Annotated in this window: 24 protein-coding genes and 2 pseudogenes; 6 read left to right on the top strand and 20 right to left on the bottom strand. The window is 72.1% G+C overall.

Annotated elements, in window-relative coordinates; all coding sequences use genetic code 11:
- Nucleotides 1–14 precede the first annotated feature (14 nt).
- The 19 genes from ACLZOT_RS20955 to ACLZOT_RS20865 all read right to left on the bottom strand — a co-directional run bounded on the left by ACLZOT_RS20955 (nt 15) and on the right by ACLZOT_RS20865 (nt 22,602).
- On the bottom strand, nt 15–1,961 hold the full coding sequence (locus ACLZOT_RS20955) for a cell wall-binding repeat-containing protein (RefSeq protein WP_416970506.1): 1,947 nt from the start codon (nt 1,959–1,961) through the stop codon (nt 15–17).
- A 226-nt stretch (nt 1,962–2,187) separates the two neighbouring features.
- Complete coding sequence (locus ACLZOT_RS20950) at nt 2,188–2,859, bottom strand: response regulator (protein WP_416970505.1); 672 nt, start codon at nt 2,857–2,859, stop codon at nt 2,188–2,190.
- A gap of 15 nt (nt 2,860–2,874) precedes the next feature.
- Nucleotides 2,875–4,251, bottom strand: a complete 1,377-nt coding sequence (locus ACLZOT_RS20945) for a sensor histidine kinase (protein WP_416970504.1) — start codon at nt 4,249–4,251, stop codon at nt 2,875–2,877.
- A 129-nt stretch (nt 4,252–4,380) separates the two neighbouring features.
- A complete protein-coding gene (locus ACLZOT_RS20940; protein ID WP_416970503.1) occupies nt 4,381–5,082 on the bottom strand; it encodes a response regulator in 702 nt (233 codons plus the stop codon).
- A 21-nt stretch (nt 5,083–5,103) separates the two neighbouring features.
- The gene (locus tag ACLZOT_RS20935; RefSeq protein WP_416970502.1) at nt 5,104–6,684 is read right to left on the bottom strand and encodes a sensor histidine kinase; all 1,581 of its coding nucleotides are present in this window, start codon (nt 6,682–6,684) and stop codon (nt 5,104–5,106) included.
- Nucleotides 6,677–8,038, bottom strand: a complete 1,362-nt coding sequence (locus ACLZOT_RS20930; RefSeq protein ID WP_416970501.1) for an acyltransferase family protein — start codon at nt 8,036–8,038, stop codon at nt 6,677–6,679. Before ACLZOT_RS20930 ends, ACLZOT_RS20935 begins: the two co-directional genes overlap by 8 nt.
- Nucleotides 8,022–9,014 carry an alpha/beta hydrolase gene (locus ACLZOT_RS20925; RefSeq protein WP_416970500.1) on the bottom strand — a complete coding sequence of 331 codons (993 nt, stop codon included), beginning with the start codon at nt 9,012–9,014 and terminating at the stop codon, nt 8,022–8,024. The genes ACLZOT_RS20930 and ACLZOT_RS20925 overlap by 17 nt, the downstream gene beginning before the upstream one ends.
- Before the next feature lie 217 nt (nt 9,015–9,231).
- Nucleotides 9,232–10,146 carry an alpha/beta hydrolase gene (locus tag ACLZOT_RS20920; protein WP_416970499.1) on the bottom strand — a complete coding sequence of 305 codons (915 nt, stop codon included), beginning with the start codon at nt 10,144–10,146 and terminating at the stop codon, nt 9,232–9,234.
- A 256-nt stretch (nt 10,147–10,402) separates the two neighbouring features.
- Nucleotides 10,403–11,590 (bottom strand): kynureninase, encoded by a 1,188-nt coding sequence (kynU, locus tag ACLZOT_RS20915; RefSeq protein WP_416970498.1) that lies wholly within the window; start codon nt 11,588–11,590, stop codon nt 10,403–10,405.
- A complete protein-coding gene (locus ACLZOT_RS20910; RefSeq protein WP_416970497.1) occupies nt 11,583–12,422 on the bottom strand; it encodes a tryptophan 2,3-dioxygenase family protein in 840 nt (279 codons plus the stop codon). Before ACLZOT_RS20910 ends, kynU begins: the two co-directional genes overlap by 8 nt.
- Before the next feature lie 182 nt (nt 12,423–12,604).
- Nucleotides 12,605–13,018 (bottom strand): DUF3151 domain-containing protein, encoded by a 414-nt coding sequence (locus ACLZOT_RS20905; protein ID WP_416970496.1) that lies wholly within the window; start codon nt 13,016–13,018, stop codon nt 12,605–12,607.
- 143 nt (nt 13,019–13,161) lie between these two features.
- A complete protein-coding gene (locus tag ACLZOT_RS20900; protein WP_416970495.1) occupies nt 13,162–15,147 on the bottom strand; it encodes a WD40 repeat domain-containing protein in 1,986 nt (661 codons plus the stop codon).
- Between the two features lie 236 nt (nt 15,148–15,383).
- Nucleotides 15,384–16,415, bottom strand: coding sequence for a class II fructose-bisphosphate aldolase (fbaA, locus tag ACLZOT_RS20895; protein WP_416970494.1), 1,032 nt, complete (start codon nt 16,413–16,415; stop codon nt 15,384–15,386).
- Nucleotides 16,416–16,556: 141 nt separating this feature from the next.
- Nucleotides 16,557–17,105, bottom strand: coding sequence for an orotate phosphoribosyltransferase (gene pyrE / locus ACLZOT_RS20890; RefSeq protein ID WP_416970493.1), 549 nt, complete (start codon nt 17,103–17,105; stop codon nt 16,557–16,559).
- 74 nt (nt 17,106–17,179) lie between these two features.
- A complete protein-coding gene (locus ACLZOT_RS20885; protein ID WP_416970492.1) occupies nt 17,180–17,968 on the bottom strand; it encodes an aldose 1-epimerase in 789 nt (262 codons plus the stop codon).
- A gap of 347 nt (nt 17,969–18,315) precedes the next feature.
- Complete coding sequence (locus tag ACLZOT_RS20880) at nt 18,316–19,266, bottom strand: SRPBCC family protein (RefSeq protein ID WP_416970491.1); 951 nt, start codon at nt 19,264–19,266, stop codon at nt 18,316–18,318.
- Nucleotides 19,267–19,450: 184 nt separating this feature from the next.
- Nucleotides 19,451–21,091: a polyamine aminopropyltransferase gene (locus tag ACLZOT_RS20875; protein ID WP_416970490.1), complete on the bottom strand. Its 1,641-nt coding sequence runs from the start codon at nt 21,089–21,091 to the stop codon at nt 19,451–19,453.
- Nucleotides 21,092–21,341: 250 nt separating this feature from the next.
- A complete protein-coding gene (locus ACLZOT_RS20870; protein WP_416970489.1) occupies nt 21,342–21,857 on the bottom strand; it encodes a DUF2617 family protein in 516 nt (171 codons plus the stop codon).
- 367 nt (nt 21,858–22,224) lie between these two features.
- Nucleotides 22,225–22,602: a hypothetical protein gene (locus ACLZOT_RS20865; RefSeq protein WP_416970488.1), complete on the bottom strand. Its 378-nt coding sequence runs from the start codon at nt 22,600–22,602 to the stop codon at nt 22,225–22,227.
- 150 nt (nt 22,603–22,752) lie between these two features.
- Here ACLZOT_RS20865 and ACLZOT_RS20860 point away from each other — a divergent pair, with 150 nt between their 5' ends.
- On the top strand, nt 22,753–23,952 hold the full coding sequence (locus tag ACLZOT_RS20860) for a pyridoxal phosphate-dependent aminotransferase (protein WP_416970487.1): 1,200 nt from the start codon (nt 22,753–22,755) through the stop codon (nt 23,950–23,952).
- Between the two features lie 59 nt (nt 23,953–24,011).
- On the opposite strand, the gene ACLZOT_RS20855 is transcribed toward ACLZOT_RS20860, so the two are convergent.
- A complete protein-coding gene (locus tag ACLZOT_RS20855; protein ID WP_416970486.1) occupies nt 24,012–24,203 on the bottom strand; it encodes a hypothetical protein in 192 nt (63 codons plus the stop codon).
- 17 nt (nt 24,204–24,220) lie between these two features.
- Here ACLZOT_RS20855 and ACLZOT_RS20850 point away from each other — a divergent pair.
- The 5 genes and pseudogenes from ACLZOT_RS20850 to ACLZOT_RS20830 all read left to right on the top strand — a co-directional run.
- Nucleotides 24,221–24,397: pseudogene (locus tag ACLZOT_RS20850) on the top strand (zinc-binding dehydrogenase); the annotation flags it as partial.
- Nucleotides 24,394–24,651, top strand: a complete 258-nt coding sequence (locus ACLZOT_RS20845; protein WP_121891561.1) for a type II toxin-antitoxin system Phd/YefM family antitoxin — start codon at nt 24,394–24,396, stop codon at nt 24,649–24,651. The pseudogene ACLZOT_RS20850 and the gene ACLZOT_RS20845, both read left to right, overlap by 4 nt.
- Nucleotides 24,652–24,660: 9 nt before the next feature.
- Complete coding sequence (locus ACLZOT_RS20840) at nt 24,661–24,921, top strand: Txe/YoeB family addiction module toxin (protein ID WP_359120194.1); 261 nt, start codon at nt 24,661–24,663, stop codon at nt 24,919–24,921.
- Between the two features lie 32 nt (nt 24,922–24,953).
- Nucleotides 24,954–25,322 (top strand): annotated as a pseudogene (locus tag ACLZOT_RS20835) (aminotransferase class I/II-fold pyridoxal phosphate-dependent enzyme); the annotation flags it as partial.
- A 190-nt stretch (nt 25,323–25,512) separates the two neighbouring features.
- Complete coding sequence (locus ACLZOT_RS20830) at nt 25,513–26,085, top strand: hypothetical protein (RefSeq protein WP_416970485.1); 573 nt, start codon at nt 25,513–25,515, stop codon at nt 26,083–26,085.
- The last annotated feature ends 26 nt before the right edge of the window (nt 26,086–26,111 follow it).

The following is a 26,111-nucleotide window of genomic DNA, read 5'->3' as shown; positions in this document are numbered from 1 at the left end:
GCTCGCGAACTCCCTTACCGGACCAAGCTGTTGTGCGCCGCCGCAGGAGCCACCCCGTTGTAGTACGGGTGGTACGTCCACTGCCCGGTGCCCGCGCTGATCGACTTCCCCGCCGCGTCCAGCGTCGCCGCCGCGACCGTACCCGTTCCCCCGAACGTCGCCGTGAACTGGATGCTCGCCGACGCCTGTGTGAGGTAGCTCTGGACGGCGCCCGGCAGGACGGTCGCCTTGGGGGTCCAGATCAGCGGGCTGAAGACGTTCATCGCGGCGGCGGCCGAGATGCCGTCCCGCCAGACGGGGCCGACCAGCGTGATCTGCCTCGGCGCCGCCCACCAGAACTTCGCCAGCGCGACGGAGGTCGCCTCGTCGGTGCCGCCGGAGACCGGGTAGTAGACGGAGTTCGACGGCCACTTCGGGAAGCGGCCGTGCGCCACCGCGTACGCGGCGGGCGATCCCACCGGGATGATCATCGTCTTGTTCGGGTTGAGGCCGTTCAGGTACGCCTGGACCGGCGCCGTCAGCTTGTTGCCGTTGCTGAGGACGACGCCGGCCGCGCCGCCCGTGCCCTGCGAACCGGCCGCCGCCGCTGCGGCGAGCGCCGCGTGGTAGTCGGCGCCGGTCGCGACGAAGACGTACTTCGGGGCGGTGGTGATCGCCTTGGCCGACAGCACGGAGGTCGCGTACCGGTCGGCGCCCGCGATCCGCTGGGGTGTGTAGCCGAGGGCCTTGACCTGGGTGGCGACCGTGTTCGTGAGGATCGAGGCGCCGCCCATGAGGTAGACGGGGGCGCCCTTCTTCAGCGTGCGCTTCAGCTCGTTCCGGACGGCGGTCGTGAGGCCGGTCTTCGGCGTGGCCAGCACCGGGCCCGCCTTCTTGCCGGCCAGCGCGGGCGCGGTGAGCGCGTACGCCCAGTCGTCACGGTTGACCAGCACCGCCGAGCGCGCGTTCATCAGCCCGGGCACGCTCGGCTTGCCCAGCGTGTTCCACGTCCAGCGCGAGGCCGCGATGTTCGTCGCGTCCGGCGTCGCGCCCCACACCCGCCCGGTGTTGTTCTTCCGCAGCGGCTGCCAGCTCGGCCGGTCCCCCTTGGGCGTACCGGGCACCTGCGTCACCGCGTCCGACGCCAGGTCGACGTACGCCGTGCTGTGCGCGTCCGTCGTGTCGCTCGCGGTGTGCGCGTCGAACACGATCCGCTTGCCGGTCGGCGACCACGACGGGTGCTCGGCCCAGCCCGTCCCGCTGGTGCGCTGCCGTACGCCCGTGCCGTCCGCGTTCGCCGTGAAGACCTGCCTGAGGCCGCTCGCGTCCTTGCGTACGAACGCCAACTGCCCGCCGTCCGGCGAGAACGCGGGCTGCGCCGCGTCGTCCAGCACCTTCTTCACGGTCCGCCTGGCGTCGTCGTACGCGTAGACCGCGTCGACGCCCGTGCAGTTGCCCGTGGGGCGGCGGGCGAAGGCGACCTGTCCCTTCTGGTTCACCGTCGGGCCGCTGTCGCACACCGACGCCGGTTCGAGCGCCGCCGTCAGCAGCGGCTGCGGCACCCGGGTGCCGTCCGAGGGGCCGGCGACGAGCTGACCGCCCGTCGCGAACACGACATCCTGTCCGCCCCACCAGAACGTCAGGTCCTGGTACGGCGCACTCCTGCGCACCCCCTGCGGCTTCGGCAGCAGGAACTGTCCGCTCCCGTCCGGCCGCACACTGGCGATCCTGCCGCCGACGACGCTGACGATCCGGCTGCCGTCCGGCGCCCAGGTCGCGTACGTCCCCGCCCCGGCGCCGACCTTCGTCTGCGCCCCGGTCGCCGGGTCCACCAGCACCGGGCCGTCGGTGAGCAGCCTGCCCTCCGTGCCCGGCCAGGGCCCGGCGCCGTCGGCCAGCGCGCCGGGCGCCAGCGCCAGGCTTCCGACGGCGGCCAGCGTCACCGCCGAGGCGAGCGTCGCCGCAGCGCGACGCGTGAACAACGAACTCAAGGTGTCGACCCCCCATGGATCAGACGCCCCACCCTGCCGTCCCCCGGCCGACGCGGAGCAGTTGAGAAGAAAGCGATGGGTCGCGTACCACCGGGTCAGCCCAGGTCATTCGGCCGACTCACAGTCGCGGCACAGCGTCCCTGCGAGCCTAGGTCTCCAAGTGGCCGGCGAGGAGGGGGTTTACGGGTTCATGGGAACACATTGACGATTTCTGCTCCTATCCCGGCACCACCAACCTCGTCTCGTACGCGAACACCGCCGCCTGCGTCCGGTCCCGCAGCCCCAGCTTCACCAGGATCCGGCTGACGTGGGTCTTCACCGTCGACTCCGCCACCACCAGGTGCTCCGCCATCTCCGCGTTCGACAGGCCCTGCGCGATGAGCACCAGCACCTCCGTCTCCCGATCGGTCAGGTCCCCGTAGGCCGCCTGGGCGCTCGCCGGGATCCGGGGTCTCTCGTTCTCGGCGAGCCGGGAGAACTCGGTGATCAGCCGCTTCGTCACCGAGGGCGCGAGAAGGGACTCCCCGGACGCCACCACCCGCACCCCGTCCGCCAGTTGCCTGGCCGAGGCGTCCTTCAACAGGAACCCGGAGGCGCCCGCCCGCAGCGCCTGGTACACGTACTCGTCCAGGTCGAACGTCGTCAGCACCAGCACCTTCGTCTCGCCGTCCGCCGCCACGATCTCCCGCGTCGCCTCGATGCCGTTCACCCCCGGCATCCGGATGTCCATCAGCACCACGTCCGGCGCGAGCTCCCGCACCTTCGCCACGGCCTCCCGCCCGTCCACCGCCTCCCCGACCACCTCGATGTCCGGCATCGCGTTGAGCAGGACCGAGAAGCCCTCGCGCACCATCATCTGGTCGTCCGCCACCAGCACCCTGATCGTCATCTCCCGCCTCCCCTCTCACTCCGTGCCGTGGGCGGCGACCGGCAGGAACACCGCCACCTCGTAGCCACCGTCGTCCGTGTCGCCCGTCGTCATCTCGCCGTTCAGCATCGCCACCCGCTCCTGCATCCCCGTCAGGCCGTGCCCCTCGCCCGACTGCGCCTTCGCCAGGGACGGCTGCCGCGCCGGTCCGTTCACCACCCGGATGCCGAGGCCCCCGAGCACGTACCCGAACTCCACCGTCGCCGTCGCCCCCGGCGCGTGCCGCAGCGTGTTGCTGAGGGCCTCCTGCACTATGCGGTACGCCGACAGCTCCACGCCCTGGGGCAGCTCCCGCACCGCTCCCGTCGTCACCTTCTCGACCGTCAGGCCGGCCTCCCGCACGTTCGCCAGCAGGCCGTCCAGGTCCGCCAGCGTCGGCTGCGGGGCCTGAGGCACCTCGTAGTCCTCGGCGCGGACCACGCCCAGCACCCGGCGCAGCTCGGTGAGGGCCGCCACCGCGTTCTCCCTGATCGTCGCGAACGCCTTCGCCAGCTCCGGCGGGGTGTTCTCCACCCGGTAGGGGGCCGCCTCCGCCTGGATGGCCACCACCGACATGTGGTGCGCCACCACGTCGTGCAGTTCCCGGGCGATCGTCGTGCGCTCCTCCAGGAGCGTCCGGCGCGAGCGCTCGTGCTCGGTCACCGTCTGCTGCGCCGTGACCTCCCGCTCCGCCTGCCGGCGGGTGTGCCAGACGGTGACGGCGAGCAGGACGAACGCGGAGAGCACCAGCATCGGGCCGGTGTCCGTGCCGTAGCCGTCGTGGCTCCAGCCGAAGAACGACTCGGCGATGAAGCCGTAGGCGGCGGTCAGCAGCCACATCCAGGCCGCCGTACGCGGGCGGGTGCGGACCGCGACCACCGTCAGGACCATCAGGTGGGAGATGAAGGAACTCGGCTCCCACGGCCACAGCGTGTACGACGTGCCGACCGCCGCGACCACCGTCGTCGAGGCGAACGAGAGCCACAACGCGCCCACCGGGCGGACCAGCGTCAGCAGCACCGGCGCCAGGACCAGGAGGCCGCACACCATGTTGAGGGCGCCGCTCCGGGCGTCCGTCCACGCGTTCATCATCGCCAGGACGCCGCCCGCCGCGACCAGGCCGTGCCGCGACCAGGAGGCGTACTCCCGGCGGCGGCCCTTCATGCGGCGGACCAGGCGGCTGTCGTCGCCCAGGCGGGGCAGCGGGCGGTAGGCGAAGGCGTCGTCGATGAGGTCGTTGCGCAGCCCGCGCAGGGCGTCCAGGGCCGCCTTGGCCTCCGGACTGCGCGGGGTGTATCCGCCGTCGTCCGAATCGCCGTGCGGGCTGAGCGGATCCATGATCCGCGTCCGGGTGGTCTGCGTCGTCTCGGTCACATTCACCACCGTAGGCCGGGGCCTGGATCGTCGTCGTCACTACTGAGAGGGGTTCCGCCGGGTCCGTCTCAAGTACTACGGGTCATCCCGTACTCGGCCGGACCCGGCGGAGCGCCGCCGGTGCGCGGCTCAGCGCAGGGCCGGGCGCACGAGCCCCACCTCGTACGCGAACACCGCCGCCTGCGTCCGGTCCCGCAGCCCCAGCTTGACCAGGATCCGGCCCACATGGGTCTTCACCGTCTGCTCGGCGACGCACAGGTGCCGGGCGATCTCCCCGTTCGACAGGCCCTGCGCGATCAGTGACAGGACCTCCGTCTCCCGCTCGGTGAGTTCCTCCAGGCGTACCTTCTCGGGTGCGCGCGGGCCGCTGTCGATGCGGGTGAACTCGGTGATCAGCTTGCGGGTGACGCCGGGCGCGAGCATGGCGTCACCCACCGCGACGGTCCGCACGGCCTCGGCGAGCTGGTCCGAGGAGACGTCCTTCAGCAGGAACCCGGAGGCGCCGGCGCGCAGCGCGTCGTACACGTACTCGTCGAGGTCGAAGGTCGTCAGCACCAGCACCCTCACGTCCGGCAGCAGGGCGGTGATGCGGCGCGTCGCCTCGATGCCGCTCAGGTCGGGCATCCGGATGTCCATCAGGACGATGTCCGGGGCGAGTTCGGTGACCATCTCCACCGCTTCCAGGCCGCCGGACGCCTCGCCGACCACCTCGATCCCTGGGTGTTTGTCCAGCAGGAGGGCGAAACCCTGCCGGACCGTCTTCTGGTCGTCCGCGACGATCACGCGGATGTTCGTGTCGGTGTTCGTTCCGTTCTTCGTGCCGTTCGTCATCTCTTCTCGTCTCCTGTCGTGTCATGTGCTGTGTGGAGGAGGCTGCGGCGACATCGAGCCGTCGCCGTGTCCCTTCTGGCGGGACGCCTCCGGGAGGATCAATCGGACGTGGGGAACATCGGACAGCTGCCAGATGGCCCCCGGGAGGTTCCGGAGCTCTTCGTCGCCCGGAGGGCCGGCCGCACGGACGCCGTCACGCGGCAGGAACGCCGTGACGACGTAGCCGCCGTGCAGGTTCGGGTGGGCCTGCACGTGGCCGCCCAGCATCGCCGCGCGCTCGCGCATCCCCAGCAGTCCGTGCCCCGCCCCGGGGGACGGGTCGGCCGGGCGGCTCGGGGCGGAGTTCGTGACGCTCAGGAACACGCCGTCCCGCTGCTGCCCGATCTCGACGGTCACGCCGGCTCCCGGCGCGTGCCGCAGCACGTTGCTGAGCGCCTCCTGCACGATGCGGTACGCCGAGAGCTGGACGCCCGGCGGGTACGGCGGCGTCGGCGGCTCGCCGGTCATCACCTTGACGACGTCCAGCCCCGCCGCGCGGGTGTTGTCCAGCAGCGCGTCCAGCCGGTCCAGGGTGGGCTGCGGGGCGTCCGGCGCCTCACCGGTCGCCGCGCCCAACCCGTACGGGCCGTCGGCGTCGTCGGGGCTCTCCGAACGCAACACCCCGAGCACGCGGCGCAGTTCGGCCAGCGCCTCCAGGGCGTTGTGCCGGATGCCCGCGAGGTTCTCCGTCAGTTCCTCGGGTGGATCGGCCACCAGGTGCGGGGCGACCTGCGCCTGGATCGAGATCACCGACATGTGGTGCGCGACCACGTCGTGCAGCTCCCGCGCGATCCGGCTGCGCTCCTCCAGCAGCGTGCGCCGCGCGCGCTCCTCCGCCGTGATGCCGGCCTGTTCGACGAGTTCGCTGCGGGCCTCCCGGCGGCCTCGCAGCGCGGCGCCCACGAGGACGACGCCCAGGAAGATCGCGCAGGCCAGCACACCGCTCGGCGTGTAGCCCCAGCCGCCGATCACGCCCTCCACGAGCCAGGTCGCCAGCGCGGTCAGGACCAGCACCTCGGCGGAGACCCGCGCGCGGACCCGCAGGGCGACCAGGAGGAGGATCAACGCGTGCACGGCCAGGCCGGGTTCGCCCCAGGGCCAGAAGGCGCCGGCGCTCGGGCCGGTGAACTCGGGCCAGCCGGGGAGTTCGCGGGGGATCATCATGCGGCTGCGCGCTCCCAGCGCGGTCACCGCCGTCACCATCAGGGACAGCCACCAGCCGTGCAGCGGCCACCACAGGGCCACGACCAGCGCCACGCCCTGCGTCACCGCGCACAACAGGCCGAACTCGACGCCCAGTTGGTAACGCGTACCGAACTGGTCCATGTTCGCCAGCGCCGCCACGACTGCCGCCAGGCACACCAGCCCGTGCGGCAGCCACCGCAGCCACACCGACGGCGGCAGCGGCATCGCGCCGGTCGGCCACAGGTCCCGCCGGACCGCTGTGAACGCCCGCCCCGGCCACGTCTCCCGCAGCGCGCGCCGACCGCCCTCGTCCGACGACCGGCCCAGCGCTCGTTCCAGGTGCTTCTCCAGCTCCGTCACCTTCGTCACCTTATGCATGGCCGACCCCCTTCAGAGCGGTCGTTTCCGGGCGCGGGAGCGGATGCTCCCGGCCTGTGGGCCGGTGCGCCGACGTCCGTGCCCCTTCTGCCTGTTCGGGTACGGAGCGCGTCACCGGGTTGACGGCCTCGCCGTCCCGCCCGCCCTCAGGACGGCCCGCCCGGGTCTCCCAGCCGTGGAACGCCGCCCAGCACACCCCGAGCGCCAGAGCGAACGCCGGGAGCCACAGGAGCCGGTACGGGACCCAGGCCCAGGTGTCGGGGCGGGTGTGCAGGCCGGGGAGCCTGCCTGCGGGCAGCGCCAGGGCCGTCGTCGTCATCAGGGCCGTCTGGTGCCACAGGAAGACGGTCATCGCCGAGAGGTTGAGCAGGGCCACCGCCGCCCACGCGCGCGGGCGGCGCATCGCCCGCCGCAGCCGGCCCCGCAGCAGCAGCGCCGGCCCGCACTGGGCGAGCCCGAAGGCGACCGCCGCCAGGGTCGGCGGGTTGAGGTTGGAGACGCCCTCCCCGGGCACCCCCACCATCGACGCCGGGTATCCGCCCCACCGCACCAGCACCGCCGTCACCACCGCCCCGCCGGTCAGCAGGACCCACCCCGCACGCCGGCCCTCCAGTTCGCCCCGCGTCCACGCCGCGCCCAGCGTGTACGGCACCGCCCAGCCCGCCACCAGGTTCACCCAGCCCAGCCAGGCCGGGCCGCCGAGCCCGAAGCGGACCAGGTCCACGTGGAGCACCACCACCAGCGGCCACAGCGGGCTGAGCCGCGCGAGCAGCGGGGTCGCCGCCGTCAGCAGCGCGAAGACCAGGAGGAACCAGAGCGGGGACAGCGCCAGCTTCACGACCGTGTGCACCGTCACGAACGAGGCGCCGCCCAGCAGGAGGCAGACCGCCACCGTCAGCCACACGCCCACGAGTGCGGCCACCGGCCGGAACAGCCTCGTGAGGCGGGCCCACAGCCAGCGGGCGTAGACGCCGCGCGGGTGTCCCTGTGCCTCGCGCGACGGCTCCCGTCCGGATCCGTCGGTCCGCCCTTCCCCACGCTCACGGCCCCCGCCCCGCGCCGCCGCGTAGCTCCGCGTCGCCACATGCCCGCCCACCATGAAGAACACCGCGAGCGTCTGGAACGTCCAGGACACGGGCGCCAGCCACGGCATCGACGCCAGGGGGCTTGTCGCGCGCAGGGTGTCGCCGTCGGCGACCAGGGCGGTCACCAGCCAGTGGCCGAGGACGACGCCGAGGATGGCCAGCGCGCGCAGGGCGTCCACGGCGCGGTCGCGGTGCGGGGGTGTGGCGGCGTCGATGCGGGCCGCCGTACGGGTCAGGCAGGTGCCACGCGGATCACGGGTGTCGGACACGGGTGACCTCCGTCGACTCGCCGAGGACGATCCGGGCGAGGTTGGCCAGCGAGACCGAGCCCGGGGTGAAGTAGTCGCTGTGGCCAGCGTCTCCGGCGGCGAAGACGCGGGCGCCGAAGGCCGGGGAGACCGGGTCCGTGCCGAAGCCGATGGTGGTGCCGAAGAGGTGGGCGCTGGTGTGCGGGACGTCCGCGATCCAGTCGTCCGCTCCGCGCGCCGCCCATACGCGGGCGCGGGTGTCCAGGCCGGCCGCCGTGTCCGCGCCGGTGCCGGGGCTGGCGAGGAGGACCAGGTCGTCGGCGTCCAGCCCGTCGGCCGCTCGGGCGCACACCACCGTGCCGTAGGAGTGGCACAGGACGCTGAGGCCGGTGTCCGGGCCGGTGAGGGCGCGCAGTCCGGCGACGAGGTCGCGCAGGGCCGGTGCCGCCTCGTCCGCCCGGTCCGGCGTCAGGACCGTCGTACTGATCGTGCCCGGCGTCGTGTACCCGAGCCAGGCCACCACCGCCGTCCCGGCCGGGGCCTCGCGGGTCAGCCGGCGGTGGAGGGCGTCGGCGCCCGCGCGGAAGCGTTCGTACGTGTCCAGCGTGGTGTCTGAGCCCGGGACCAGGATCGCGACGCGGTGTGCGTGGGCCAGGTCGCCGAACACCTCTGTGGCCCGGCCCTCGCCTCGGCCGTCGTAGGAGAGGAGGTGCCTGTCGGGGGCGGCCAGTCTCCGGTCGGCCTCGGCCCTGTGCCGGTCGCCGTGGGCCCGGGCCATCTTCGACGCCAGTTCGGCGTTGGCCCGGTTGGCCTCGTACGTCTTCTCCAGCGTCGCGGCCGTCAGCGGGAGGGCCGGCGCCGGAGCGGGGGCCGGGATGTCGGGGCGGGCCGCCGCCACGAGGGGGACGACCACCGCCGCGACGACCAGGACGGCGAGCAGGGCACGGAGCAGGCGCCCCGCCCTTCCGTCCGTCTTCTTCGCGTCGCCGAGCCGCATCGCCGCACCCTCCCCGTCCAGGCCGCCCGACCGTCGGGCGACCTGGTTGCGAAGTTACGGATCAGGACTCGTCGTTCGCGTCCCTCCAGAGAGCTCATCTTCGACGTAGCTCTCAGGTATGACATGGAGGACGAGGACCTCGGACCCCGCCCCCCCTCGGACCCCGCCCCCCCCTCGGGCCCCGCCCCCTCCCACTCCCCTCCCTCAACTCCCCGCCTCACCAAGCCAACTGCGCGATCTCCTCCCCCACCACCGCGCACGCGTCCGCCGCCGGATCGATCAGCGGGAAGTGCCCGACGTCCTCCAGCAGCGTCACCCCCACCATCTCCCCCGCCTTCGCCGCCGCGTCCGCGTACGCCTCCGCGACCGCCATCGGCACGACCTCGTCCGCCCGCCCCTGCACCAGCGTCGTCGCGATCCCCGTCGGCAGCAGCAGCGCGGGGTCGGCGTACGGCCGCCGCTCGGCGAACTTCCCTTCTCCGCCGAGGAGTTGGGTGGAAGCGCCACCGCACACGTCGAGCTTGCGCGCGACCTCGAAGTCGGCGATCGGCGCGAGCGCGACCACACCCCGCAGGTCCGCCGGGCCGGGGGTGCGCCAGGGCGCGTCCGCCGGGAGGACGTGCCGGGCCGCCGCCCACAGCGCGAGGTGGCCGCCGGCCGAGTGGCCGGTGAGGACCGTACGGCGCGGGTCGGCCGTGGGCAGGATGCCGGGGACGAGGGCGGGCAGCGCGTCGAGCGCGGCGGCGACGTCGTCGAAGGTGTCCGGCCAGCGCCCGGCGGCCGGCGCCGCACCCTCGTCGTCGTCCACAGGAGCGTTTCCGCCGGCGCCTTCCGTCCCCAACTCCCCGCGCCGGTACTCGACGTTGGCGACGGCGAACCCCCGCCGGGCGAGGAAGCCGGCGAACGGCGTCACGTGCCGGCGGTCGTAGCGCGCACGCCAGGCACCCCCGTGCAGCAGGACCACCAGCGGCGCGAGGCCCCCCGGACCCCCCGTACCTCTGGGGAGGTAGAAGTCGATCACCTGGTCGGGGTGGTCGCCGTAGGCGGCGGTCGCGTCGGGGTCGACGGGCGGGTGTGAGAAGGCAGACTGCTCCTCGGCGGCGGCCTTGGCTGCGGCCACGTCGTCCGGCATGCTCCAACCTCTCAGCAACGAAATGGAATTGACGACCAGGTAGGTGTGGGACGGCTGCGATTGCGTCCGCTGGCGGGGACGGTATCAGGCCCGTGACGTGCGCGGACACGCGGATGTAACGCTGGGTGAGGGGTAAACGGTTCTGCCCGGATATGACACCCTCGCGCCTCGCACCGTACGTGCCGAAGGGCACACCGCGCGTGGTCGTGCGGTGCGCCCTTCGCGTGGCCGAGCCTGGACGAGGTGTAGTGCGGGACTACTTGAGAGCCAGCCGCAGTTCCCGCGCCGCGCGCTCCACGTCCGCGAACCCGAGGTACAGCGGCGTGAATCCGAACCGCAGCACGTCCGGGTACCGGAAGTCCCCCACGACGCCCCGCTCGACGAGCCGTTTCATGACGTCCCCGGCGTCGTCGCAGCGCAGCGCGATCTGGCTGCCCCGCTCCGCGTGGTCCCGCGGGGTGACGCACTCGACCCGGCCTTCGGGGACGTACTCCTCGACGCACGCGAGGAAGAAGTCCGTCAGGGCGAGGGACTTGGCGCGCACCGCCTCGACGGACACGCCCTCCCACACCCCGAGGGCCGCCTCCAGGGCGAGCATGGAGAGGATGTCCGGCGTCCCGACCCGGCCCCGGACGACGTCGCGCGCCGGCTCGTACGACGGGCTCATCCCGAACGGCTCGGCGTGCGAGTTCCAGCCGGGCAGCGGGGAGTCGAACTCGCCCTGGAGGTTGCGGCGCACGTACAGGTACGCGGGCGAACCGGGGCCGCCGTTCAGGTACTTGTAGGTGCAGCCGACCGCGAGGTCCACCCCGTGCTCGTCCAGCCCGACCGGCAGCGCGCCCGCGCTGTGGCACAGGTCCCAGACCGCGAGGGCGCCCGCCGCGTGGATCGCGGACGTCAGCGCGGGGAGGTCGTGGAGCCGTCCGGAGCGGTAGTCGACGTGGTTGAGCAGGACCGCGGCGGTACGGGCGGAGAGCGCGCCGGCGATCTCCGAGGGCCGTACGGGGACGACCGTGCACCCCGTCATCCTCGCGGCGGACTCGGCGATGTAGCCGTCCGTGGGGAAGGTCGTGGCGTCGACGACGATCTCGTCGCGGCCCGCTCCGGCCATCCGGCGCGCGGCGACAAGTGCCTTGAAGACGTTGACACTTGTCGAGTCGCCGACGACGACCTGGCCGGGTCCCGCGCCGATCAGCGGGGCGATCCGGTCGCCGATCCGCTCCGGCGCCGTCCACCAGCCGCTCTCCTCCCAGGAGCGGATGCGCAGTTCGCCCCACTGGCGGCGGACGACGTCCGCGACGGCTTCGGGGACGACGGCGGGCAGGGCGCCCAGCGAGTTGCCGTCCAGGTAGACACCCCCGTCGTCGAGGACGAACTCGGCGCGTTTGGCGGCGAGTTCGTCCTTGGCGTCCAACTCCTGTGCCGTGACGGTCAGTTCAGACATGGGACCTCGCCGTCCACAGCTCGGGGAAGACATTCTTGCGGGCTCGTTTCTCCAGCCAGGCCACGCCCGCGGAGCCGCCGGTGCCGGCCTTGGCGCCCATCGCGCGCCGGGTGGCGACCAGGTGGTCGTTGCGCCAGCGCCAGACGAGTTCGGCGACGTCGGTCAACGCCTCGCCGAGCCGGGCGAGTTCGGCGTTCTGGTCGCCCTGGTAGAGGGCCGTCCAGACCGCCTCCACCTCGGGCGAGGGCTCGTACCGCAGGGCGACGTCGCGGCGCAGCACCTCGTCCGGTATCGCGTGTCCCCGGCGGGCCAGCAGCCTCAACACCTCGTCGTACAGGCTTGGTTCGTGCAGTGCCTTCTCCAACTCGGCGTGCACGCGCGGCGCTCCGCGGTGCGGGACGAGCATGGAGGCGGACTTGTCGCCGAGCAGGAACTCCATCCGCCGGTACATCGCGGACTGGAAGCCGGAGCCCTCGCCGAGGGCCGAGCGGTAGGAGTTGAACTGGGCGGGCGTGAGCTGGGCGAGCGGCCGCCAGGACGCGGTGAGCGCCTCCAGCTCCCGTACGGAGCGCTTCAGCGCGTCGACCGCGACCGGGATGTCGTCCGAGCGCAGGGCCTTCGTGGCCGTCTCCCACTCATGGACGATCACCGTGAACCACAGCTCCATGACCTGGGTGGTGACCAGGAAGACCATCTCTCCGGGGTCCTCGGAAAGGGGGTGCTGGAGGTGGGTGAGCACATCCGCCCGGACGTAGTCCTCGTACGGCGTCGTACCCGCGAAGTCGAGATGAGGGGTCTCGGGCTCATGAGCCCCGTGAGCCTCCTGGGACATCGCTGTCTCCTGTTGTTGCTCCGGGTAGCGGTCCGCCCCTGCCGTTACCGACACGGGGGCCCCGGTCCCCGCCGGGCATCCTCTTCGATCGTGCGCCGAAAAGGCAAGGCCCGCCTGATCACACGGCCAGACGGGCCAACCCTGATACCCGGGTACTACACGGGTACGGCTCAGGTATCCGCTCAGCCCAGCGTCTGCGCCGCCGTCGCCGAGGAGTCCTTCAGGAACTGCGTGCACCGCTCGTATTCGTCCTGCTCCCCGATCGCCCCGGCGGCGCGCGCGAGGGCGTGCAGGGCGCGCAGGAAGCCGCGGTTCGGCTCGTGCTCCCACGGCACCGGGCCGTGACCCTTCCAGCCGCTGCGGCGCAGGGAGTCGAGACCCCGGTGGTATCCGGTACGGGCGTACGCGTACGACTCCACCACGCTCCCCCGCTCGAACGCCTCGTCGGCGAGGAGCGCCCAGGCCAGCGAGGACTTCGGGTACTGCGCGGCGACGTCGGCGGCGGCGGTGCCGCCCGCGAGCAGCTCGCGCGGCTCGGGGTCGTCGGGGAGGTGGGTCGGGGGCGGGCCCCCGAGGAGGTTCTCGTGAATCGTCATGGCCTCCAGTCTGTCACCCCGGCCAGGCCCCGGCACCGCCCCTCCCGGGCCTTTCGCACCCGCCCGCCGCCCTGCGGACAGCACCGAGCCCGGCACCCCGGGAGGGGGTGCCGGGCTCACTCCGCGGAGCTACCTCGCAGGTATCACTTCGTGAAGTTGAAGTACTTCCACGGCCCGTACGACGTCGTGTTCGCGATGTCGCCGTTGTAGCCGTCGATGTACGCCGACCGCACGCGGAAGCGGTATCCGGCCGCACCGTCGCCGTCGAGCGACACGTACGACTTGCCGGCGCTGTCCAGCGGGAAGTACTCGGACTCGCCCGAGACCCAGCGGCCCTGGGAGTAGATCTGCAGGTCGAGACGCGTGTACCGGCCGGGGTAGGCGTTGATCCACGTGGTGATCAACGGGTCCTTCGTCTGGCGGAAGGTCTGGTAGTTGGTCGACCCGAACTTCGTCCACTTGTAGTGGCCCGACAGCGAGGTCGTCACGCCCGCGCGGGTGCGCACGCCGGACTTGGCCTCGGCCTTGACGTTGCGGGCGTCGCCGGTGAAGACCGCGCTGACCGTGGTGTCGCGGGTCATCCGCAGCGCCACCGCGAGCTGCCCCTTGGCGTTGACCTTGCCGCGCTTGAGCAGCCGCTTCGGCTCGGGACCCCACGGGTCGGCCCAGATCTCGACGACGCGGTTCTTGTACGTCGGGCCGAGCGTCGCCGTGTACGTCACGTTGGTGCCGTAGTTGACGGTCAGGTTGTTGCGGTCGATCTTCAGGGCCGTCCTGTCGTAGGCGACCTTGACGAGGGACGACCCGGACGCGGCCGAGTGCGTAGCACTTCCGGCGTACGCCACCTTGTAGGTGACGTTCCCGGCGACGGCCGGGGTGTCCGTGAAGGAGAACGCCCCCTTCGCGGCCAGCTTCTTCGTCCCCAGGGACTTGCCCTTGGGGGACTCGGAGTCGTACCGCGTGACTACCAGCGGGGTACCCACGGGCAGCGCGACCGTGCCCGTGACCGTGCCGGAGACGGTGAGCGCCTTGCGGAGGGCGGCCGTGGCCGGGGCCTTGACGGCGACCGTCGGCGCGGACTTGGTCGGCTCGTCCAGGATGTGCAGCCGGACGTTGCTGTCCCAGTTGTCGGTGACCGCGAACAGACGGCTGCCGCCCGGCTCCCAGGCGAGTCCGCCGTTGACGAGGCCGTCGCCGGCGGACGTCGTCCCCGTCACCGGGAAGTCGTACTGCCGTACCGCCGTGGTCTGACCCGGGCGGTAGACGAAGACGTCCTTGCCGTACGGGGCGTCGGAGCCGGCCGCGACGGTGCCGTCGGGGGCGATCGCGACCGACGTGCCGTGCTCGGTGCTGGTGTAGGTGCCCACCTCGGCGAGGTCGGACGCCTGCCACACGTGGTGCACCTTGCCGGGGTTGGCGGTGACGATGCGCTTGCCGTCCGGCGTGTACGCGAGGTCGTTGGTCTGCCCGGTGAGTCCCGAGGTATTACGCGAGGTACGGGCCGCGGTGCCCGTCGTCACGTCGTACGTCGCGAGGGCGAACCGCTGGGACGACGAACCGGCCGCCGCGACGGTGTTCGGCTCGGTCGGCGAGACGGCCAGGCGCGGGGCGCCGGAGTAGTCCGTCTCGGCGTCCTGGTCGAGGGCGACGACGGGGTCGGTGCCGGAGACGTCCAGCGAGCCGATCGAGCCGTCGGACTCGGTGCCGTAGCCGAACCAGATCTTGCCGCCCGCGAGGGCCAGGAACTGCGGGTCGGTGCCCTCGCCGGTGGCGTACCGGGCCTGCTCGGCCATCGTCGTGGTGTCGAAGGCGACGATCGCGTCGACGCTCGGGACGGCCGCGTACAGGCGGCCGGAGTCGGCCGAGAGAGCCAGGCCGGTGACGCCGTACAGCTCGTGCTCGGTGGCGAGCACGTTGCCGGAGTAGTCCGTCGCGACGACCCGTCCGGTGACGGGGTCGCTGACGAAGACCTTGCGGTGGACGCCGTCCACCACGATGTCGCCCGCGGACTTCAGCGGGAGCACCTTGCTGCTGTCCGCCGCGGCGGAACCGGCCGTCCCCACGACCAGTGCGGCGGAGCTGACGAGAACCGCGAGCGCGGTCGCGGTCGAAAGAGTGCGCTTACGCACGAACACGATGAAAAGACCCCCCAATGGTCTTCGCTGCCCCGTGAGTTGGGGCGTGCCCCGAGAACCGGGGTGCGGTGTTCGCAGCCTATTGCATGCCTATGACAACGTGTCCACAGGATTCGCACATATGGCGTGGTGTAGGTCACTGGCTCTCAGGTAGGGGGTACTCCGGGTGGACGAAAGACCCGGCGCCGTCCCCCTGAGGGGAGCGCCGGGTCTCTCACTCGCAAGTACTACTACTTGATCCGCGTACCCGCGGAGCGCAGGTTCTGCGTGGCCTCGACGACCCGCGCCGCCATGCCCTCCTCGGCGAGCTTGCCCCAGGTACGGGGGTCGTACGTCTTCTTGGCGCCGACCTCGCCGTCGACCTTCAGGACGCCGTCGTAGTTCTGGAACATGTGCGCCGCGACCGGACGCGTGAAGGCGTACTGCGTGTCCGTGTCGAGGTTCATCTTGATGACGCCGTTCTCCAGCGCCGTCGCGATCTCCTCCTCGGAGGAGCCGGAGCCGCCGTGGAAGACGAAGTCGAACGGCTGCGAACCGGCCGGCTTGCCGTACTTGGCGGCGACGCCCTCGTTCAGCTCCTTCAGCAGGTCGGGACGGAGCACGACGTTGCCCGGCTTGTACACGCCGTGCACGTTGCCGAACGACGCGGCGAGCAGGTAGCGGCCCTTCTCGCCGAGGCCGAGCGCCTCGACCGTGCGGAGCGCGTCGTCGACCGTCGTGTAGAGGGAGTCGTTGATCTCGTGCGAGACGCCGTCCTCCTCGCCGCCGGTCGGGGTGATCTCGACCTCAAGGATGATCTTCGCGGCGACCGCGCGGGCCAGCAGCTCCTGGCCGATGGCGAGGTTGTCGGCGAGCGTCTCGGCCGAGCCGTCCCACATGTGCGACTGGAAGAGCGGGTTGCGGCCGGCCTTCACGCGCTCCTCGGAGACCGCGAGCAGCGGCCGTACGTACCCGTCGAGCTTGTCCTTGGGGCAGTGGTCCGTGTGCAGCGCGACCGTGACCGGGTACTTCTCGGCGACGATGTGCGCGAACTCGGCGAGCGCGACCGCGCCGGTCACCATGTCCTTGCTGTACTGGCCGCCCAGGAACTCCGCGCCGCCCGTGGAGATCTGGATGATCCCGTCGCTCTCCGCCTCCGCGAAGCCGCGCAACGCCGCGTGCAGGGTCTGGGTCGAGGTGACGTTGATGGCCGGGTAGGCGAACTTGCCAGCCTTCGCCCGGTCGAGCATCTCGTTGTAGACCTCGGGGGTTGCGATGGGCATCTGTCCGCTCCTTGGGTGTGCGGGTTGCGATCTGCGTACTACGGCCCTGACCTAGACCTGGGTATCTGACGTCGTCGTCATCCCCATCTTTCCAGACATGGCCCGCTGCTCCGGAAGGTGTAGCCGGTTACACCTCAGGTATCAGTCCAGGCCCAGTTCGTCCTTGGAGAACGCGAAGAGGTACGGCACACCCGCGCCCTCCTGGATCTTCCGGTCGGCGCCGGTCGCCCGGTCGACGATCGTCGCGACGGCCACGACCTCGGCGCCCGCCGCGCGCACCGCCTCCACCGCCGTCAGCGGGGAGCCGCCGGTCGTCGAGGTGTCCTCGACCACCAGCACGCGCCGCCCGCGGATCTCCGGGCCCTCGACCTGGCGCTGCATGCCGTGCGCCTTCGCGGCCTTGCGGACGACGAAGGCGTCCAGCTTCCGGCCGCGCGCGGCGGCGGCGTGCAGCATCGACGTCGCGACCGGGTCGGCGCCCATCGTCAGCCCGCCGACCGCGTCGAACTCCAGCTCCGCCGTCAGGTCCAGCAGCACCTGCCCGACCAGCGGGGCGGCCTCACCGTCCAGGGTGACGCGGCGCAGGTCGATGTAGTAGTCCGCCTCCAGCCCCGAGGAGAGCGTCACCCTGCCGTGCACCACGGCCTTGTCCTTGATCTGTTGCAGCAGCTCAGCGCGTACGTCCGTCATGGCGAACAGCTTAGATGCGGGGCGTACGGGCTACGCCTGGCCGTGGCTCTCAGGTCGTACGGGGTGTACGGGTCCTACAGGCGCCGCCAGGTCCACGTCGTCGACGCCTCCAGCGGGTCCACCGGGGTGACCAGACGCGGGTGCGTGTTCAGGCCGTTCGGCGGGCCGGTCTGCGGCTCCACGCACACGGCCGGCTCCTGCTCGTCGTACACCACGACCCACTGCTCGCGGCTGGTGACCTTCAGCTCCAGCTGCTGCGGCCAGGTCAGCGTGACGTCGACGCCGTCCGGCATGCCGAAGCAGTCGTCCCAGGGGCCGGGCCCCCGGTCGATCCGGTTGCCGGTGGGGAGGTGGTCGGCGCCGCGCTCCTCCTGCCAGGCGGGGTCGAACGCGAGCTGTACGTCGCCGCCTCCCAGGTTCCGGTTGAACCAGGGGTGCCAGCCGATCTGCGCCGGGAAGGAGTCGTCGTACGTCTCCACCGCCATGGTGAGGGTCAAGGCGTCCTCGGTGAGGGCGAAGACCTGGGTGATACGTCCGGGGTAGGGCCAGGGAGCCACGAGGTCGTACGTGAGGACCGCTTCGTCGGCCGTGACGCGGGCGACGTTCCAGGCGTCGCCCCGGGCGGTGCCGTGGATGGCGTTCGGCGGGGCGTTGAGCGGCATCTGATGCGTCGTACCGCCGTTGCGGAACCGCCCGTCCCTGATCCGGCCGCACCACGGGACCATCGGGAAGCAGCCGAACTTCTCGCCCTGGCGCAGCAGTTCGACCCCGTCGACCTGGAGGGAGGCCACGCGGGCGCCGTTGGCGGGGTGCACGGTCGCCTGTGCGGAGCCGGCGGTCAGTGTGATCTCTTCGTTGCTCACAAGGGATGACAGTACTGGGGGGTTACGGGTTCGGCAGGGCCGTGGGGGCGGGGCCGAGGGGTTCGCGGCGGGAGGCGGCGAGCGGCCTGCGAGAGAGCCGGGCCCGGGGGCGGCCGGCTCTGCAGGGGTACACCGGTAGGGGTACGTCTCTGGTCTCGTCGCCCGCGTCCCGCTCCGTCCGCTTTCCGCTCGGGGGCGGCGGGGGGGGCTTCCGTAGGCGCCGGCCTCGACGCGCGACGTCCGAGGCCGGCGGGGTCCAGGTGAACGGCGTCTGCGGTCGACAGTGTCCGAGATCAACGGCGTCCCGTCCGGGTGAACGGCGTCGTCAGCGACGTCCGCGCCCGAGATCAGCGGCGTCTGCGCAGCGCCCTGCCCACCACCACCGCCGACACCACCGCGAGGGCCGCCGCCGGGGCCGCCCAGCGGAGGGTGTTCGCCGGGGTGAACGCCTGGGGCGCCGGCACCGGGGCGTAGCGGCCTCGCGGTGGGGCGTGGTCGACCTCCTCCGCGCTTCTGCCGATCATCGTGCGGCGGGCGTGGGCGGCTTCCGCCGGGGGGTCCGCCGAGGCGGCCGGCTCCAGCGGGGCCAGCGGATCCAGGGCGGACGGCGGGATCTCGGTCTCGAACACCGTGGGCGGGAGGGGGAGTTCGGGTGCCCGATCCGGAGACGGCTTCGGGGAGTCCGGCCGCTTCGGCTCCGCGGGCTGCTCGGCCGCCGGGCCCTGTTCCGGTTCGGGGTCCCGGCCCTGCCCGGGGGCGAGGCCCCGGCCCTGTTCCGACCCCGGTTCGGCGTCCCGGCCCGGCGCCGCCCCGGAGCCCGGCTCCGTTGCCGAGGGGCGTTCCTCCGGCGCCGCGTCCGTACCCGCCCCGGCACCCGTACCCGTCACCCCCAGGTTCCCCCCGAAGCGGTTCACCAGACGGGCCACCGCCGCCGCGACCGTCTCCTGGGGAAGTTCCACGATCCTGCCGTCAGCCCGTGCGGTGCCCGTGAACCTCAGGGTCGTCCCCGTGGGGGTCTCGGTGAGGGCGACGGTGAGGGCGAGGTGGACCTTGCCGGCGCCTCTGGCCTCCGCCGCGTCCGCCCGGACGGTGTACGTGCCGTCGGCACCGGCCGCTACCTGGGCGTTACCCCGATAGGTGATCGTGTGGCTGCCGACACGGATCTTCAGGCGCCCGGCGATCGGGGGTGTCCCCGCGTCCTGCTGGAGGCCGGGGACCGCGCGGGCCACCTGCGCGGGGTCGGCGAGGGCCGCTCGCAGCCGCTCCGCCGGAACCGGAACGAACACCTCTTGCTCCATGTCGGTGGAGCCTACCCACCGGTCGGGGAAAAGCACCCCCGGAGAGGGGGATTCGCTCTGCTGCACCCGGGGGTGGCGGGAGACGCCGCCTGGACGTGGAGAAAGGAGCCGCCCGTGGGTGCGGAAAGAGCCCGCCAGGACCCCGTGCCCCTCCCCCCTACCCCCAGTACCTGGGTCGGACCAGCTAATACCTGGGATGGACCAGCGTAGATACCCCCACCCCCACCACCCGCGTGGCCTCCGCCGCCCGACCCCCCTCCGCCAGCCCCTCCGGTGTGAGCGTCTGCGGCCGCCCCGCCCCGGGATCGAGCGCGAGGACAGGTGCCCGGGGCCCCGCCGAGGCCAGCAGGAACCCCCAGTCCTTCGGTGCCCGCGACCGCGCGGTCGTCCGGTCGGGCCCCGCCGCGAACCCGGAGTCGCGGCCGGTCACCCGGTAGGGGGTGGCCCGCAGCCCCGCCGCCCGCATGGTCGCGTCGACCGTCCAGAACACCCGGGACCGCGTGGCCAGGGGCCCGGCGTGGACGACGAGGCGTCCACCGGGCGCGAGGGAGCGGCGCGCGAGGCTGTAGAACTCCTCGGAGTACAGCTTGGTGCTGGCGGTGATGCCCGGATCGGGCAGGTCGGCGACGACGACGTCATAGGTGCCCGGCGCCGTGGTGCGCAGGACGTGGAACGCGTCCCCGATGGTGACGTGGACACGGGGGTCACCGAGGGCGTGCCCGCCGAGGCGGGAGAGCGCCGGGTCGGTACGGGCCAGGCGGACGAGCCCCGCGTCGAGGTCGACGACGTCGACCCGCCGTACGCCGGCATGGGTGAGGACCTCACGCGCGGCGAGCCCGTCGCCGCCCCCGAGGACCAGGACGCGCGCATGGGACCCGTACATCGCGGGGTGGACGAGCGCCTCGTGATACCTCCGTTCGTCCCGCCCCCCGACCCGGAGCCGGCCGTCGAGGTACAGCCCCAGCGGATGACCCGGCGTACCCCCCGTGAGGACTACCTCCTGCACATCGGTCTGGAGAGCTACACGGACGTCGTCCCCGTACACCGCCTCGCGGGCCGCGCGCTCGAAGTCGTCCACGAGGACGGCCGCGGCGGCGAGGACGCCGAGGACGGTCACGTTGGTCACCAGCAGGAGCCAGCGGGCCCGGCGGGTGAGGTCGCGCCGGAACAGGCCGAGGACGAGCGCGCTGCCCGCGACGACGTTGACGGCGCCGGTGAGCAGCGAACTCGTCAACTGGCCCAGGCACGGCAGGAGGAGGAAGGGGAAGGCGAGGCCGCCGACGAGCGCGCCGACGTAGTCCGCGGCGAACAGGTCGGCGACCGCGCCGCCCGCGTCCTGCCGGCGGATGCGCTGGATCAGCTCCATCAGGAGGGGTACTTCGGCGCCGATCAGCAGGCCGATGGCGAGGGAGAACGCGACGAGCAGCACGCGGGGGCCGTTCGCCCACAGGCCGCCCCAGTCGCCGGTCCAGGCGAACACCGCGTACAGGGCCATCGCGCTGCACCCGCCGATCAGCGCGAGCGCCGCCTCGACCGCGCAGAAGCCGGCGGCGGCCAGGGTGCGCAGGCGTTTGGCGGCGAGCGAGCCGATACCCATGGCGAACACCATGACGGACAGCACGACGGACGCCTGGGTCACCGAGTCGCCCATCAAGTACGAGGCGAGCGCGACGAGTTCGAGTTCGTAGACCAGCCCGCACGCGGCGCACACGAACACGCAGGCCAGGACCAGGAACCGCCCTGTCGCCGGCCGGACGGGCAGCGGGGCCCGGCCTCCCCACGGAGGCGGGGCACCGGGGGGAGCGGGCGCGTGCGGTTCGATCACGACTGCGACGTTACGTCACGGCCTCAGTACGCCTTGTCACCCACACGCGTGAAACCGGAGGCCGAAGTGGTCCCTTGGGTTTACGCGGGGAGCCCGGGAGGGGGTCCTGACGGGCTGCTCCACCCGTGTGAGGGGGGAGGCCGGGAGGTGCCAGGAGCGCGGAGGTACTACCTCTTTCGAGGGACGCGGAGGTCTCCCCCTCACGAGGGCTCATGAGGGCTCACGAGGGGTACGGGGGTACGGGGGGGGACTACCCCACCGGTACCCGCACCCCGACCCGGGTCCGGGTCGCCACCAACTGCCCGTCCTGCGGGTACGCGTGCCAGGTCCGCCAGTGCACATGCCCGTCGACCCGCTGGGCCAGCAGCGCGGTGAAGGCGTGCGGGCTGCCGGGGAAGACGCCCGCGAGGCCGTGCGGGTGGCCGGAGACCAGCGCGAGGAGTTCCTGCGCCCGGCCCGCGAACTGGCCCGGGGAGAGGACCTCGACGTGGGCCGCGAACTCGTACTCCCAGTCGCCGACGCGTTTGGCCACGCCGAGCGGGAGCGGGGTGCTGCTGCCGGGGATGCAGGCGACCGTCTCCGAACAGGAGCTCTCCGCCTCCTCAAGCAGCACCTGGTGGGAGGCGCCGAGCAGCCTCAACTGGAGTTTGGCACCGGACAGTTCGAGGTCGAGCGTGGCCAGGGCCGGCAGCGGCTCGCGCCCCAGGGCCCAGGCGAGGTCGGCCGCGCGCGTGTCGGTGTAGGAGGTGGTCAGGGTCGTGAGCATGGATCGGCTCCGCAAGCACGCGAGGAAGAAGCGGGTAGGTCCGGCGCCCCCCGGTCGACTCCGGGGTCCGGCCCCGGTCGGCCCGGTGTGAGAGGACGTCCGCGCGGGACGTCCGAGGGGTCCGAGGGGCTGCGTTGGTGATTTAGAGGGAATCATGAACTGCGGTCCCGCCACAGCGTTTTTACCCAACTTCGTGGGGTTTCCATCCCTCAGAGGGCTCCACAGCTCAACTGTTCAACTACGGCGTACGCCGGGCGGGCCTGGCGTACGCGGGGCGTATGTCACATACGAGAACGCCCGCCGCGTGTCGCCACACGGCGGGCGTCCCTCTGCGGTAGCCCCTCGGGCGGGGCTCAGCCGCCCGGCGTCAGCTGCCTCCGCCGCAGCCGCCGCCCCCTCCGCCTCCCCCGCAGGAGCTACCCCCGCCGCAGGAGTGACCTCCCCCGCAGGAGTGACCCCCATGACCCCCGTGCCCCCCGTGTCCCCCTCCGGAGCTACCTCCCGAGTCACCCCCGGAGCCACCCCCCGAGTCGCCCCCGAAGATCCACCAGCCGCCCCCCGTGTAGGAGCTGTTCATGCTGTCGCTGCTCCCGCTGCCGTTGTTGCCGCCGCTCCCGCTGTACGTCCGCCGCCGCGCCGCACGCGCCGCACGCTCGGCCCGCTCCCGGCGCCGGCTGCCGATCAGCGCCATCGTGATCAGAGCCATGAACAGGACGAGCAGGATGATCCCGATTGCCATGGGCATGACGATCACCCTCCTTCCGCTTCTCGCAAGTCCCCCGAAGCGGCCCCCCACGGGCGCCTCGCGCACCGTACGAGCGGTGCGTGACCTGGGGATGCCCCGCCGTCTCAGCAGCCAAAGCACACTTGAGGAACTCCAGAGCTTGGGCGCAGGATGACGGGCATGACCAGCAGCGCACGCCCCTTCCTCAACCGCCGTCTCGCCGAGTTCGGCACGACGATCTTCGCCGAGATGTCGGCCCTCGCCGTGCGCACGGGCGCCATCAACCTCGGCCAGGGCTTCCCCGACACGGACGGCCCCGAAGAGGTCCGCGAGGCGGCGGTGCGCGCCCTGCGCGACGGGCACGGCAACCAGTACCCCCCGGGCCCCGGCGTCCCGGAGCTGCGTACCGCGATCGTCGCGCACCAGCGCGCGCGGTACGGCCTGTCGTACGACCCCGACACCGAGGTCCTGGTGACGGCCGGCGCCACGGAGGCCATCGCGGCCACCCTGCTGGCCCTCCTGGAGCCCGGCGACGAGGTGGTGGCCCTGGAGCCGTACTACGACTCGTACGCCGCCTGTATCGCCATGGCGGGTGCGCGCCGGGTCCCCGTGACCCTGCGCCCCGACCCCGAGGCGGCCCGCTTCCGCCTCGACCTGGACGAGCTGCGCGACGCGGTCACCGACTCCACGCGACTGCTTCTGATCAACACGCCGCACAATCCGACCGGAACGGTCCTCACGCGCGCGGAGCTCACCGCGATCGCCGACCTCGCGGTGGAACGGGACCTGCTCGTCGTCACGGACGAGGTCTACGAGCACCTCGTGTTCGACGACGCGGAGCACATCCCCCTGGCGACCCTCCCGGGCATGCGCGAGCGCACGGTGACCATCGGCTCGGCCGGCAAGACGTTCTCGTTCACCGGCTGGAAGGTCGGCTGGGTGACGGCGTCCCCGGCACTGACGACCGCCGTCCGCTCGGCGAAGCAGTTCCTCACGTACGTCGCCTCCGGGCCGTTCCAGTACGCCGTCGCCGAGGCGCTCGCGCTGCCGGAGTCGTACTTCACGGCCTTCCGCGCGGACATGCGCGCGAAGCGGGACCTGTTGTCGGCGGGCCTCAAGGAGGCCGGTTTCGGGGTGTTCAGCCCGGCCGGCACGTACTTCGTCACCACCGACATCCGGCCGCTCGGCGAGAGTGACGGCTTCGCGTTCTGCCGTGCGCTGCCGGAGCGCGCGGGGGTCGTCGCGATCCCGAACGCCGTCTTCTACGACCACCGCGACAAGGGGGCGCCGTTCGTCCGGTTCGCGTTCTGCAAGCAGACGGGAGTCCTGGAGGACGCGGCGCAACGACTCCGCAAGGCGTTCGCGCACTGACGCGGCCCTGCGGGCCGGTTGCCCCAGCCTGAACGACCTGCTGCCCGGCCCCGCAGGCGTCAGCGCTGTCGGGCGGACTCCGATGACGGGCGGGGCGCGATGAGCAGGCCCGCGAGCAGCTGGAGCCGTTCGGCGTCGGAGCCGCCCTCCTCGGCGGTGCAGACGATGAGCACCGGGCCGGGGGCACCGGGCATCAGGCAGGCGTCCCAGTCCAGGTTCACCTCCCCGACCAGCGGGTGGTCGACCCGCATCCGGCCGCATCGCCGGGATCGCGGCGTCCGGCGCGCTGCGCCCCGTCGTGGAAGGCGTGTATCCGCTCACGGACATCGCTTCGGCACACCGGGCGTTCGAGCGGGGCGGCGTCATGGGCGAAGGCGGCGACGCTTGCCCACAGCACAGAACCAGACGTACAATTTCCTGTACGTCGAAGGAGGCTCGATCGTGAAGACCATGACGTATTCCGAGTCACGCGCGCGGTACGCCGAGGTGCTCAACTCCGTTACGGACGACCGTGAAGAGGTCGTCATCACGCGGGCCGGACATGAGCCGGTCGTCATCGTGTCCCTTGAGGACTACGAGTCCCTGAAGGAGACGGCGTACCTGCTGCGGAGTCCGGCGAACGCCCGGCGCCTGCTCGCGTCCATCGACGAGTTGGAAAGCGGCGGCGGCACCGTACGCGAGTTGGCAACGGACGGATAAGGGCCACGAGTGAAGATCACCTTCTCTTCCCGCGCCTGGGAGGACTACCTGTGGTGGCAGCTTCAGGACCGGAAGATCCTCAAGCGAATCAACACGCTCATCGCGGACATCGCCCGGAACGGCAACGAGGGGATCGGCAAACCGGAACCGCTCAAACACGGATTCCAGGGCTACTGGTCGCGCCGCATCAACGATGAACACCGACTCATCTACAAAGCCACCGACGACGGTGTCCTCATCGCACAGTGCCGCTACCACTACGAAAGCTGACAGGAGCCGAGGCAGAGCACGGCGCAGCAGCCTCCTCCGGGCCGTTCCAGTACGCCGTCGCCGAGGCGCTCGCGCTGCCGGAGTCGTACTTCACGGCCTTCCGCGCGGACATGCGCGCGAAGCGGGACCTGTTGTCGGCGGGCCTCAAGGAGGCCGGTTTCGGGGTGTTCAGCCCGGCCGGCACGTACTTCGTCACCACCGATATCCGGCCGCTCGGCGAGAGTGACGGCTTCGCGTTCTGCCGTGCGCTGCCGGAGCGCGCGGGGGTCGTCGCGATCCCGAACGCCGTCTTCTACGACCACCGCGACCAGGGGGCGCCGTTCGTCCGGTTCGCGTTCTGCAAGCAGACGAGCGTCCTGGAGGAGGCGGCGCAACGACTCCGCAAGGCGTTCACGCGCTGACCCCACACACCGCCGCACTGTTGCCCCAACGTCTTGCCGGTTCTTGCCGCATCACCGCCACCACCAGGGGTTTTCCCCTGCGTCGCGGGTGCGCCGCGGTACACGCACCCCCTCCCTACCTTTGGCATGTCCACTCCGGAGCTACCCGGGGGGACGGACACACACCTGGCACAGGTAGGGAGTTCTTCACATGTCTTCGTCGACTCGGGTTCCTCAGCGCCGAGGCCGCCTCGGTGCCCGCCTCACCGCAGCGGCCGGCCTCGCCGTGCTCTGCGTCACCGCCGCACCGGCCATGTCGGCCTCGGCCGCCCCCACCGCCTCGGGGGTGATGCTGCAGAACGGCAGGTTCGAGGACTCCGTGCTGTGCGCCTCGCCCGACAACCAGGCGGTCTGGATGGTGGCCAAGAGCGCCGCCGCGGGCAACTCCTACTGCCGGTGGAAGCAGTTCGGCACCGACGGGCAGTTCACGCTGTACAACCTGGGCAAGGACCAGGTGATGGCCTACCACGGCGGCAACGAGAACAACGTGTGGATGGAGCCCGAGGGCAGCAGCGGCAACGGCAACGACGAACTCTGGTCCTGGGGCGGACAGGAGGGCTGGGGGGCCTCGGCGCTCCAGTCCTACCTGGACAGCGGCCAGAACGTCGACGCCAGATCCCCCTACATCAACGAGCGCGACAAGCCCCGCACCGACGCGGTCCACACCCGCGGCTGGCGCCACGGCGACCAGCGGGAACTGACCTGGAAGAAGGTCACGGGCTGACCTCCACGACGCCTCGGCCACCGCAC

Origin of the sequence: Streptomyces sp. 4F14, from assembly GCF_048159485.1 — a bacterium.
Classification (GTDB): Bacteria; Actinomycetota; Actinomycetes; order Streptomycetales; family Streptomycetaceae; genus Streptomyces.
This window is presented reverse-complemented; position numbering and strand designations above follow the sequence as displayed.

What these genes read in the sequence shown, in the direction of transcription:
- ACLZOT_RS20865 (WP_416970488.1), bottom strand. Translation starts at nt 22,602, where the DNA reads ATGCCCATGGCAATCGGGATCATCCTGCTCGTCCTGTTCATGGCTCTG.
- ACLZOT_RS20925 (WP_416970500.1), bottom strand. Translation starts at nt 9,014, where the DNA reads ATGCGGCTCGGCGACGCGAAGAAGACGGACGGAAGGGCGGGGCGCCTG.
- ACLZOT_RS20855 (WP_416970486.1), bottom strand. Translation starts at nt 24,203, where the DNA reads ATGCGGGTCGACCACCCGCTGGTCGGGGAGGTGAACCTGGACTGGGAC.
- ACLZOT_RS20830 (WP_416970485.1), top strand. Translation starts at nt 25,513, where the DNA reads ATGTCTTCGTCGACTCGGGTTCCTCAGCGCCGAGGCCGCCTCGGTGCC.
- ACLZOT_RS20920 (WP_416970499.1), bottom strand. Translation starts at nt 10,146, where the DNA reads ATGCCGGACGACGTGGCCGCAGCCAAGGCCGCCGCCGAGGAGCAGTCT.
- ACLZOT_RS20910 (WP_416970497.1), bottom strand. Translation starts at nt 12,422, where the DNA reads ATGTCCCAGGAGGCTCACGGGGCTCATGAGCCCGAGACCCCTCATCTC.
- ACLZOT_RS20870 (WP_416970489.1), bottom strand. Translation starts at nt 21,857, where the DNA reads ATGCTCACGACCCTGACCACCTCCTACACCGACACGCGCGCGGCCGAC.
- kynU (WP_416970498.1), bottom strand. Translation starts at nt 11,590, where the DNA reads ATGTCTGAACTGACCGTCACGGCACAGGAGTTGGACGCCAAGGACGAA.
- ACLZOT_RS20935 (WP_416970502.1), bottom strand. Translation starts at nt 6,684, where the DNA reads ATGCATAAGGTGACGAAGGTGACGGAGCTGGAGAAGCACCTGGAACGA.
- ACLZOT_RS20905 (WP_416970496.1), bottom strand. Translation starts at nt 13,018, where the DNA reads ATGACGATTCACGAGAACCTCCTCGGGGGCCCGCCCCCGACCCACCTC.
- fbaA (WP_416970494.1), bottom strand. Translation starts at nt 16,415, where the DNA reads ATGCCCATCGCAACCCCCGAGGTCTACAACGAGATGCTCGACCGGGCG.
- ACLZOT_RS20950 (WP_416970505.1), bottom strand. Translation starts at nt 2,859, where the DNA reads ATGACGATCAGGGTGCTGGTGGCGGACGACCAGATGATGGTGCGCGAG.
- pyrE (WP_416970493.1), bottom strand. Translation starts at nt 17,105, where the DNA reads ATGACGGACGTACGCGCTGAGCTGCTGCAACAGATCAAGGACAAGGCC.
- ACLZOT_RS20880 (WP_416970491.1), bottom strand. Translation starts at nt 19,266, where the DNA reads ATGGAGCAAGAGGTGTTCGTTCCGGTTCCGGCGGAGCGGCTGCGAGCG.
- ACLZOT_RS20860 (WP_416970487.1), top strand. Translation starts at nt 22,753, where the DNA reads ATGACGGGCATGACCAGCAGCGCACGCCCCTTCCTCAACCGCCGTCTC.
- ACLZOT_RS20940 (WP_416970503.1), bottom strand. Translation starts at nt 5,082, where the DNA reads ATGACGAACGGCACGAAGAACGGAACGAACACCGACACGAACATCCGC.